General features: G+C 48.1%; 5 protein-coding genes, 14 tRNA genes and 1 rRNA gene. 19 read left to right on the top strand and 1 reads right to left on the bottom strand.

Annotated elements, in window-relative coordinates; genetic code table 11:
• The first annotated feature begins 2 nt into the window (after positions 1–2).
• From rrf to ACX1DY_RS27560, 19 genes are all read left to right on the top strand, one after another.
• A 5S ribosomal RNA gene (rrf, locus tag ACX1DY_RS27650) occupies positions 3–119 on the top strand.
• Between the two features lie 64 nt (positions 120–183).
• Positions 184–260, top strand: a tRNA-Ile gene (locus ACX1DY_RS27645).
• A gap of 3 nt (positions 261–263) precedes the next feature.
• Positions 264–339 (top strand) — tRNA-Asn (locus ACX1DY_RS27640).
• Positions 340–342: 3 nt separating this feature from the next.
• A tRNA-Ser gene (locus ACX1DY_RS27635) sits at positions 343–432 on the top strand.
• A gap of 38 nt (positions 433–470) precedes the next feature.
• Positions 471–545: transfer RNA gene (locus ACX1DY_RS27630), tRNA-Glu, on the top strand.
• A gap of 115 nt (positions 546–660) precedes the next feature.
• Positions 661–736 (top strand) — tRNA-Val (locus ACX1DY_RS27625).
• Positions 737–770: 34 nt separating this feature from the next.
• A tRNA-Met gene (locus tag ACX1DY_RS27620) sits at positions 771–844 on the top strand.
• Positions 845–852: 8 nt separating this feature from the next.
• Positions 853–930: transfer RNA gene (locus ACX1DY_RS27615), tRNA-Asp, on the top strand.
• A 27-nt stretch (positions 931–957) separates the two neighbouring features.
• Positions 958–1,032 (top strand) — tRNA-Gln (locus tag ACX1DY_RS27610).
• Positions 1,033–1,101: 69 nt separating this feature from the next.
• A tRNA-Lys gene (locus ACX1DY_RS27605) sits at positions 1,102–1,177 on the top strand.
• Positions 1,178–1,193: 16 nt separating this feature from the next.
• Positions 1,194–1,277, top strand: a tRNA-Leu gene (locus ACX1DY_RS27600).
• Positions 1,278–1,284: 7 nt separating this feature from the next.
• Positions 1,285–1,359, top strand: a tRNA-Gly gene (locus ACX1DY_RS27595).
• A gap of 10 nt (positions 1,360–1,369) precedes the next feature.
• A tRNA-Arg gene (locus ACX1DY_RS27590) sits at positions 1,370–1,446 on the top strand.
• A 149-nt stretch (positions 1,447–1,595) separates the two neighbouring features.
• Positions 1,596–1,669, top strand: a tRNA-Pro gene (locus ACX1DY_RS27585).
• 12 nt (positions 1,670–1,681) lie between these two features.
• Positions 1,682–1,752 (top strand) — tRNA-Gly (locus ACX1DY_RS27580).
• Positions 1,753–2,038: 286 nt separating this feature from the next.
• The gene (locus ACX1DY_RS27575) at positions 2,039–2,683 is read left to right on the top strand and encodes a TetR/AcrR family transcriptional regulator (protein WP_458967373.1); all 645 of its coding nucleotides are present in this window, start codon (positions 2,039–2,041) and stop codon (positions 2,681–2,683) included.
• 78 nt (positions 2,684–2,761) lie between these two features.
• Positions 2,762–3,964, top strand: coding sequence for an alpha/beta hydrolase family protein (locus ACX1DY_RS27570; protein WP_458967372.1), 1,203 nt, complete (start codon positions 2,762–2,764; stop codon positions 3,962–3,964).
• Between the two features lie 12 nt (positions 3,965–3,976).
• Positions 3,977–4,762: a formate/nitrite transporter family protein gene (locus ACX1DY_RS27565; RefSeq protein WP_458967371.1), complete on the top strand. Its 786-nt coding sequence runs from the start codon at positions 3,977–3,979 to the stop codon at positions 4,760–4,762.
• A 203-nt stretch (positions 4,763–4,965) separates the two neighbouring features.
• Entirely contained in the window at positions 4,966–5,124 is a 159-nt protein-coding gene (locus ACX1DY_RS27560; protein WP_458967374.1) for a WCX domain-containing protein, read from the top strand.
• Positions 5,125–5,186: 62 nt separating this feature from the next.
• On the opposite strand, the gene katA is transcribed toward ACX1DY_RS27560, so the two are convergent.
• Positions 5,187–6,644: a catalase KatA gene (katA, locus tag ACX1DY_RS27555; protein WP_458967370.1), complete on the bottom strand. Its 1,458-nt coding sequence runs from the start codon at positions 6,642–6,644 to the stop codon at positions 5,187–5,189.
• Between the last annotated feature and the right edge of the window lie 236 nt (positions 6,645–6,880).

The following is a 6,880-nucleotide window of genomic DNA, read 5'->3' as shown; positions in this document are numbered from 1 at the left end:
CGTTTGGTGGCGATAGCGGAGGGGTTCCACGCGTACCCATCCCGAACACGACCGTTAAGCCCTCCAGCGCCGATGGTACTTGGACCGAAGGGTCCTGGGAGAGTAGGACGCCGCCAAGCGGAAATATCCACACACCCTGTGGTATTTTTTTTGCCCTTATTAGTTGAATAGGCATGTGTGAAAGGGCCTTTAGCTCAGCTGGTTAGAGCGCACCTCTGATAAGGGTGAGGTCAGTGGTTCGAGTCCACTAAGGCCCACCATTTTCCCTGATAGCTCAGTTGGTAGAGCACTCGACTGTTAATCGAGTTGTCACAGGTTCGAGTCCTGTTCGGGGAGCCATTTGGAGAGGTGTCCGAGTTTGGCCGAAGGAGCACGATTGGAAATCGTGTAGGCGCCACAAGCGTCTCGAGGGTTCGAATCCCTCTCTCTCCGTTCTTCAGAGAAATAATCTTTTTAGAATCTATAAGCAAGGCCCGTTGGTCAAGGGGTTAAGACACCTCCCTTTCACGGAGGTAACATGGGTTCGAATCCCATACGGGTCACCAATTACATCTTCGAATTTTGGATGAGAATCCACTGGTTCGTTGAAGCATAGGCTTCGTAAGGATTACTTCGCAATCTCGTAACGGAGTGGAGAGTATCCCATACGGGTCATATTATGGAGGCTTAGCTCAGCTGGGAGAGCATCTGCCTTACAAGCAGAGGGTCGGGGGTTCGAACCCCTCAGCCTCCACCATAGTATCCTTTCAAAAGAATACGTTTTTTACTGACGCGGGGTGGAGCAGCCCGGTAGCTCGTCGGGCTCATAACCCGAAGGCCGCAGGTTCAAATCCTGCCCCCGCAATATATCTTGGAACCGTGGTGTAGTTGGCCTAACATGCCTGCCTGTCACGCAGGAGATCGCGGGTTCGAATCCCGTCGGTTCCGCCATCAGTATTACTTCAGGGATGAGAATATTGGGGATTAGCCAAGCGGTAAGGCAACGGACTTTGACTCCGTCATGCATAGGTTCAAATCCTATATCCCCAGCCACTTCACACCATATTGTGAAGTTATGCTGTGAAGGTGAATCCGAGAACACTCGGAGGGGACCTTATGTGAGAGCCATTAGCTCAGTTGGTAGAGCACCTGACTTTTAATCAGGGTGTCGAAGGTTCGAGTCCTTCATGGCTCACCATTTTCTTATGAAGTGTGCGCGTGTGGCGGAATGGCAGACGCACCAGACTTAGGATCTGGCGTTTCACGACGTGGGGGTTCAAGTCCCTTCACGCGCACCATGTTTTTGCGGACGTGGCTCAGCGGTAGAGCATCGCCTTGCCAAGGCGAGGGTCGCGGGTTCGATTCCCGTCGTCCGCTCCATATAGATTTTGCGCCCTTAGCTCAGCTGGATAGAGCGTTTGACTACGAATCAAAAGGTCGGGAGTTCGAATCTCTCAGGGCGCGCCATTATTACTTCTTGATTGATCCAAGTGACCTGCAGACAGATTCGAACGAATGAGTTCGTTGGAGCTTAAGCTTCGATAGCACTACTCCGCAATCGGACGCGTTAGCGACCGTATCTCTCAGGGCGCGCCATTATATACTATCTAAAATAACGGGATGTAGCTCAGCTTGGTAGAGCACCTGGTTTGGGACCAGGGGGTCGCATGTTCAAATCGTGTCATCCCGATTTTACACCTGTGCGGGTGTAGTTCAATGGTAGAACTTCAGCCTTCCAAGCTGATAGCGTGGGTTCGATTCCCATCACCCGCTTAAGTCTTAGCTTAAAGAACCCTTGCGCCGCAAGGGTTCTTTTGTGCGCTTGACAGTGTATTTTGTTGACGGGTAAGAGGACTGGATTCGAGGGAAAGAGCAAGGCAAGGTTGGATGAAGGGCGGTGAGCAGTCATGCGAAAAAGAGGATTGCCTTAAGTCCTTTTAGGGTATCCTACCGTAGGAGAGCTGCGGGTCAAGCTGCATGAAAGGCAGATTTGAAAAAAATATTGCTTTGAAGACGGAATTGAACTATAATTTCATTGAACAGGCGGTGAACTAAAAGAATGGGAAAAGAAGACGTATCCTCCAAGCTGACCAGCCGTGATCTACAAGCCATTGAACGGCGGGGGCAGCTTCTGGAATCGGCCAAAGAGTTATTTGCCTTGCATGGCTACCATGCAACCACAACCCGTGGAATTACCAAACATATTGGGATGGCCGACGGGCTGATTTATCATTATTTTCCGGATGGCAAGAAACAGATACTCGATACGATTATGCAGGAGTTTCTGGAAGAGCGGTATCTGCAGATTGAAGAAGACATTGCTGCTTTAGACAAGAATGCACCGATCCGGGAAATTCTCATTGCGCTTGGCAAAATTCTATTCACTTATATCGCTAAGGACAAGAATGTTCTGATGATTCTGCTCAGGGAAAAGAATATTCTTCCCGAAACTTACATGGAAAGCTTCAGCAGACACATGAAGATTCTTACCGGTCAGACGATGAAGATGCTAGAGCAGCGAGCCGATCGCAACGAAATTCGCACCATGGATTTTTGGATGATGGGTAATCAGTTCTGGAGCGCCATCTATTCTTATCTTGTTCAGGATATACTATTTGAACAATATAATTTGTATGCTGTAGACTGGGATACCTATCTGGAACAGATTGTAGATTATACATTGTTGACCTGGAAATTAGCTTAAAAACTGTTTCCAGTTTTTTAAGCCTATTTAGTTCATCGAATGATCAATGAAAATTAAATTGTAAAGGAGCGATTCATCATGAAATTCTATTTTAACGATCAGGCATTCTCTTTTGAATTGTTAAGAGCAGCGACATACGCGGGTTATCAAGGTGCTGAGATTGGGGAGTGCCTGGCAACAGCCTCCAAAATTACAGAGGGTGATTTCGAAAGCTGGTTCCTGGAATGGCAGCAAATGGCCGACAGAACCGAAAGCACAGCAGAGGAATGCCTGAGCAAACGTCATAAAGTAAGTGCAAGAGAGGCCTACCTTCGTGCGCACAACTACTACAGAACCGGTGAATTCTTTCTGGATGGCACAGATCCAAGAAGAATGGAGAATTTCGACAAGAGCGTGAACACCTTTGAAAAGGCGATGGATCTCTTGGATACTCACTATGAAATTGTAAAGATCCCTTATGGTGATACTTACTTGAAGGGCTATTTTTACGGAGCGGCAGCAGATCGAAAAAATGCTTTGACAGCCCGGCCAACGCTTCTGTTTATCGGGGGGTATGATTCTACGCTCCAGGAACTGTATTTCTGCGGTGCAGCACCGGCCATTAAGCGAGGATACCACTGTCTGGTGTTTGAAATGCCGGGACAGGGAGAAGCACTGCGCAAACAGAACCTGTACATGCGCCACGATGCTGAAGTTCCGGTAGGTGCCGCTATTGATTATATGGAAACAAGAAGTGAAATTAGTATGGACAAAATTGCACTGCTTGGGATGAGCTTAGGCGGCTATTTTGCACCAAGGGCAGCAGCGTTTGATGACCGAATTAAAGCCTGCATCGCCTTTAACGTCTTCTACGATACCTTTGATTCTACCTTGAACCAAAATCCCCAGTTGGAACAATTACTCCAGTTACCAGAGGAACAGAGAGAACAACTGCTGGCTGTGGCGGAAAAGGGCAACTCCAATCTGCGCTGGATGTTAAATAACGGAAAGTGGGTGTTTGGCTTACAGCACCGCTACGAATTGTTTGAGGAAATGAAGAAAGCGACCTTGAAAGGAATTGCGGGGAAAATCAAATGCCCTGTGCTGCTGACAATGGGGGAGACCGACCATTTCGTATCTGAGGACCAGCTATCGGCATTGATTGATGAGATCAAATCACCGATGACCATCCGTGTCTTTACCAAAGATGAAGGTGCCGAGGAGCATTGTCAGGAAGGAAACCACGCTCTGTTCCATCAGGTGATGTTTGACTGGATGGATGAAATTTTTGACAACTATTGAAACAGGTGAATTATGTACAAGGAAGAAATCAACAGGGTAGCACTCTCCGCGAAAATAAAAAGTGATTATCTGAATGAGAGTATCGTGAAATATTTTTTGCTGGCGGTCATGTCGGGCTTCTTTATAATCATTGGAATCGCGCTTGCTTTCTCAACTGCAGGAATCATTAATGTGGACGGGAAATTATATGGAAAGATCGCAGTCGGGCTTACCTTCCCAATCGCCCTCGGTCTACTTTACTTCGCAGGTGGAGAGCTTTTTACCGGAAATTGTTTTGTTCTTTCTGTCGGCCTTCTGGAGAAAACCATAGACCTGAAGAAAGCAGTGCAATTGCTGCTGGCTTCTTACCTCGGCAACCTGACCGGTTCCATAGTATTGGCATTTATATATGTGAGAAGCAGGGCCCCGATGGGTCTCGCAGACCATTATATTGAAAAAGTCGCGGAAAGCAAGCTGACAATCCCGGCAGGTGAATTGTTTTTACGGGCGGTGTTATGTAATTTTGTAGTATGTCTGGCCATCTGGCTCTGCTATAAGATGAAAGAAGAGATGGCTAAGCTGTTCATGCTGTTTTGGTGTGTGTTTGCCTTTGCCACTCCGGGCTTTGAGCACTCGATTGCCAACATGGGGATATTCGCCATATCGCTCATGCTACCACACGCAGAGTCACTTACAATAACCGGCGCTGTCCACAACCTTGCATGGGTTACTTTTGGAAATATCATCGGCGGTTCCATTTTTCTGGCTTTGCCATACTGGTTTGTCAGCAAAGGGAGAAAGTCGGAAATGATGGTCTAGTACGCTTGTGTTTCTTGGTGCGCTTCGAAAGGAACTGATATGATGATAGTAGCGGGTACAACGGTATAAATAACTGAAAGTTAAGGGGCTTACACAATGACTGACAAGGTAATTAGAATCTTTAAGATTATTAATGCAATCCAGTCTACTCCGGGAATTACGGCCAAGGATTTGGCGTTCCGGTGTGATGTGCACGGGGCAGTCTGCTGTTCGAAGTCACGCTCAACAATGAGAAGGAATTCATGAAATGGATTCTGCAATATGGATCGCATGCAGAAATCCTGGAGCCGGCGTCAGCCAGAATAGATCTGAAGCTGCAACTGAAGCAGTGGATGAGCATTTATCAGAGGAAGGATAAATAGTGCTGCACGAATAAGCCCCGCCCTTAATGGGTGGGGCTTATTCGTGCAGATACGGACCGGGATTACTCTGATTGAGGTACAGTCAGGCCCAGACCGTCAGCGATCCGCTGGCCGAATTCAGGGTCGGCTTTGTAGAAATGGCCGATTTGGCGGAGTTTGATCTCATCTTTATCCACTGGAGTCATAGCACCTACGATATTGCGGACGAGACGGGCCCGCTCCTCTTCGCTTAGCAGTCGGTACAGATCACCAGGCTGAGTGTAATGATCGTTGTGATCGTAAGCCACACTGTCTGCCTGTCCGGTCACTTCAAAAGCTGCCGGCTTGTGCGCTGGAGACTCCGTCGCTCCGCCGAAGCTGTTCGGCTCGTAATAGACTGAACCGCCGCCGTTGGCTCCAGGATGCATAGCGCCGTCGCGCTGATTGTTGTTAACCTCAGCAATCGGCCGGTTGATCGGCAAATGATTATGGTTCGCGCCTACCCGGTAGCGGTGGGCATCGCCATACGCGAAGAGACGGCCCTGCAGCATTTTATCGGGGGAAGCCTCAATTCCGGGAACAAAAGAGCCAGGAGAAAACGTAGCCTGCTCCACTTCTGCAAAATAATTCTCCGGATTGCGGTTCAGTACCATGCGGCCGACCTCAATCAGAGGGTAATCCTTTTGTGACCATACCTTGGTAACATCGAAGGGGTCGAAACGGTACGTATCGGCATCCTCTGCGGGCATAATCTGGACATACAGCCTCCAAGCGGGGAAATCCCCCTGAGCAATGGCATTGAACAAATCCTCTGTATGGTAATCCGGGTTGTCTCCGGCCAGTTGTGCGGCAAGCGCTACGTCCAGATTTTTTATGCCCTGCTCTGTTTTAAAATGGTATTTGACCCAAACGGCGGAGCCTTCCGCATTCACCCATTTGAAGGTGTGGCTTCCGAAGCCGTGCATATGACGAAGTGTCGCCGGAATGCCGCGGTCGGACATCAGAATGGTGACCTGATGCAGCGATTCAGGGGAAAGGGACCAGAAATCCCAGACGGCATTAGGATTTTTCAGATGGGTCTGCGGATGGCGTTTCTGGGTATGGATAAAGTCAGGGAATTTAATGGCATCGCGGATAAAAAATACAGGTGTATTGTTGCCGACCAGATCGTAGTTGCCTTCCTCTGTGTAGAATTTTACGGCAAAACCGCGCGGATCACGGACGGTATCGGCTGAGCCAAGCTCCCCGGCAACGGTGGAGAAACGGATGAACATCGGCGTGCGTTTGCCCACTTCGGATAAAAAAGCAGCTTTCGTATATTGGGACAAATCCTGTGTAACTTCGAAATAACCATGCGCGCCTACGCCTTTGGCATGAACCACACGCTCGGGAACACGCTCCCGGTTAAAATGCGCCAATTTCTCCAGCAGATGCACATCCTGCAGCAAAGTGGGTCCGCGCGACCCTGCAGTCATAGAATTCTGGTTGTCTCCTACAGGTGCGCCCCAGCTTGTTGTAAGTTTGTTATGGCTCTCGCTCATGAATACAATCACCTCGTATTAGGATTTGATTTTAGAATAAGTATAAATACTATAATATCAAAAAAATTTAAAATTTCAATCTTATTTTATAATTATTTTAAATAAGGCTAGAGATGATGTTTTTTGAGAGATGGTGAAGGACTATTTGAGGGTTATTGCTGATAAACACATGGAGAGCTGCTTTTTCTGTTGTGCCCGGGCTTGAGGATGGAGGATAATGATTGTGTTAGTGTTTC

This window comes from Paenibacillus sp. BAC0078, from assembly GCF_054483875.1.
The sequence above is the reverse complement of the archived record's forward strand: the minus strand, read 5'-3'. Positions and strand labels throughout refer to the sequence as shown.

What these genes read in the sequence shown, in the direction of transcription:
- katA (WP_458967370.1), bottom strand. Translation starts at nt 6,644, where the DNA reads ATGAGCGAGAGCCATAACAAACTTACAACAAGCTGGGGCGCACCTGTA.
- ACX1DY_RS27570 (WP_458967372.1), top strand. Translation starts at nt 2,762, where the DNA reads ATGAAATTCTATTTTAACGATCAGGCATTCTCTTTTGAATTGTTAAGA.
- ACX1DY_RS27575 (WP_458967373.1), top strand. Translation starts at nt 2,039, where the DNA reads ATGGGAAAAGAAGACGTATCCTCCAAGCTGACCAGCCGTGATCTACAA.
- ACX1DY_RS27565 (WP_458967371.1), top strand. Translation starts at nt 3,977, where the DNA reads ATGTACAAGGAAGAAATCAACAGGGTAGCACTCTCCGCGAAAATAAAA.